The sequence below is a fragment of the Mycobacterium sp. ABE4_509 genome, assembly GCF_056160785.1.
This window is the reverse complement of the sequence record NZ_JBSWXU010000273.1, coordinates 1-2232: the sequence shown is the minus strand read 5'-3', so window position 1 is coordinate 2232 and position 2232 is coordinate 1. Positions and strand designations below refer to the sequence as shown.

4 protein-coding genes and 1 pseudogene are annotated in these 2232 nt (G+C 69.9%); all 5 read left to right on the top strand.

The window, feature by feature from the left end; all coding sequences use genetic code 11:
• Nucleotides 1-265: pseudogene (locus ACXAID_RS27820) on the top strand (HNH endonuclease); the annotation flags it as partial.
• A gap of 45 nt (nt 266-310) precedes the next feature.
• A complete protein-coding gene (locus tag ACXAID_RS27815) occupies nt 311-688 on the top strand; it encodes a PPOX class F420-dependent oxidoreductase (RefSeq protein WP_475025391.1) in 378 nt (125 codons plus the stop codon).
• A gap of 3 nt (nt 689-691) precedes the next feature.
• Complete coding sequence (locus tag ACXAID_RS27810) at nt 692-1099, top strand: PPOX class F420-dependent oxidoreductase (RefSeq protein WP_475025390.1); 408 nt, start codon at nt 692-694, stop codon at nt 1097-1099.
• Between the two features lie 53 nt (nt 1100-1152).
• Nucleotides 1153-1659, top strand: coding sequence for an FxsA family protein (locus tag ACXAID_RS27805; protein WP_475025389.1), 507 nt, complete (start codon nt 1153-1155; stop codon nt 1657-1659).
• A gap of 32 nt (nt 1660-1691) precedes the next feature.
• Nucleotides 1692-2232, top strand: a 541-nt coding sequence (locus ACXAID_RS27800; RefSeq protein ID WP_475025388.1) for an amidohydrolase family protein, incomplete at its 3' end; no start/stop codon positions are given.

The following is a 2232-nucleotide window of genomic DNA, read 5'->3' as shown; positions in this document are numbered from 1 at the left end:
CCACGCAACCCCGGCTCGCGAGCACGGCCCCACCAGCGCACTCAACGGCCTGGGCGCCTGCCAAGGCTGCAACTACGCCAAAGAAGCCCCCGGCTGGACGGTCACCACCACCGAGAACAACGGCGTACACACCGCCGAATACCGCACCCCCACCGGCGCGGTCTACCACAGCACCGCACCACCACTACCCGGCCCACCGACCTACCGCCGACTCAGCCTCCTCGAAGGCCAACTCAGCATCGACCTGGTCGAGTTCGCGGCCTGAGGTACTCGGGTCCGTCCGCAGCTACACCGCAGCTACATTGTCGGCATGGCCCCCACCTTCGCCGACATCGCCGGATCCGAGTACATCCTGCTGACCACCTTCACCAAGGACGGCCGGCCGAAGCCGACCCCCATCTGGGCGGTGGTCGACGGCGACGGCCTCATCGCGATCACCCAGGGCAAGTCCTGGAAGGTCAAGCGCATCCGCAACACGCCCCGCGTCACCGTCGCAGTCTGCGACCGGCGCGGAAAGCCGCTCAGCGACGCCGTGGAGGCGGTGGCCTCGGTCGATCCGGCGAGAACTGCCGATGCCTACGACGCGATCGGCAGGCGCTACGGGCTGCTCGGCAAGACCTTCAACTTCTTCTCCAAGCTGCGAGGCGGCATGAACAACAACGTGGCCCTCGAGATCAAGGCAGCGTGACCGGTGACTGACCGGGCCGCACCCACCTTCGCCGACGTCTACCGGGAGAAATACCTGCTGCTGACGACGTTCACCAAGGACGGCCGGCCCAAGCCGACACCGGTGTGGGGCGTCCCGGACGGCGACAAACTGCTGATCATCACCGACGACGGCTCGTGGAAGACGAAGCGGATCAACAACACCCCGCGGGTCACCATCCAGAAGTGCGGCGTGCTCGGCAAGGTCAAGGGCGAACCCGTCGAGGCGGTCGCGCGGATGCTGCCGAAGACCGAGACCCGGCGGGTGTTCGACATGGTCATCAGGCGGTACTGGAACCACGCCTGGTACTTCATCCCGCAGGCGCTCCTGCGCGGCGGCATCGACAAGGTGCACGCCGCGATCGAGGTCGAGGCATTCACAGCCGATTCATAGCCGCCCGCGGCCATACCCCGGAACTCGCGCCGGTGCCCGCCCGTTGAGACACTATGGCGATGAGGCTGTTCCTGGTCTACGCGGTCGTTGAACTGGCCGTGCTGGTAGCGCTCGTCTCGACGATCGGTTTCGGCTGGACGGTCCTCGCGGTCGCGGCCACGTTCGTCGTCGGGCTGGCCTTGGCGGGTTCGCAGCTGCGACGGCACCTGCAGCGTCTGCAATCCGGCCTGACCGCCGCCAATGCCCAAGGGGCGGTCACCGACAGCGTGCTCGTCGCCCTCGGTACCGTGCTGGTCGTGATTCCCGGCCTGGCCAGTTCCGTTCTCGGCGCTCTGCTGCTGCTTCCGCCCACCCGCGCCGCCGCCCGTCCGGTGGTGACCGCCCTGGCGGCCAAGCGCGCCCCGCTCATCGTCGGCATCAGCACGGTCGGCGGGATGGCCGGACGCACCGCGCGACGCGGTGACTACATCGACGGCGAGGTCATCGACGTCGTCGACGACCCCGACGCCTCCGCCGAGGGTCCCGCACGCGGCACCGAGCAGCGCCGGCTGACCGACTGAAACTGCGCGCGTCAGCGCGCCGCCGATTCGACATGACCACCACTCTGCTGCTCAACGGGCGCGTGCACAGCCCGGCCATGCCCGACGCCACCGCATTGGCGGTGCGTGACGGCCTGATCGCCTGGCTGGGCAGCGACGACGTCGGCCGGGCACAGTTTCCCGATGCCACCGTCGTCGACCTGGCCGGTGGGTTCGTGGCCCCGGCGTTCGTGGACAGCCACGTGCACGTCACCGCCACCGGGCTGGCCCTCACCGGCCTGGACCTGCGACCGGCGACGTCGCTGCGGCACTGCCTGGAGCTGCTCGGCGAGTACAGCCGCACCCACCCCGACGGCGTGATCTGGGCATCCGGCTGGGATGAGACGCACTGGCCGGAACGCGTCGCGCCGAGCACCGCCGAGGTGGATGCCGCGGTCGGGGGCCGGCGTGCCTACCTGGCCCGCATCGACGCGCACTCCGCGGTGGCCTCGACCGTGCTGCGCCAAGAGGCGGGGATCGCCGACGAAACTGCGCTGACCGCCGACGCGCATCACCGGGTCCGCGCCGCGGCCCGCGCGGCCCTCACCCCGGCCC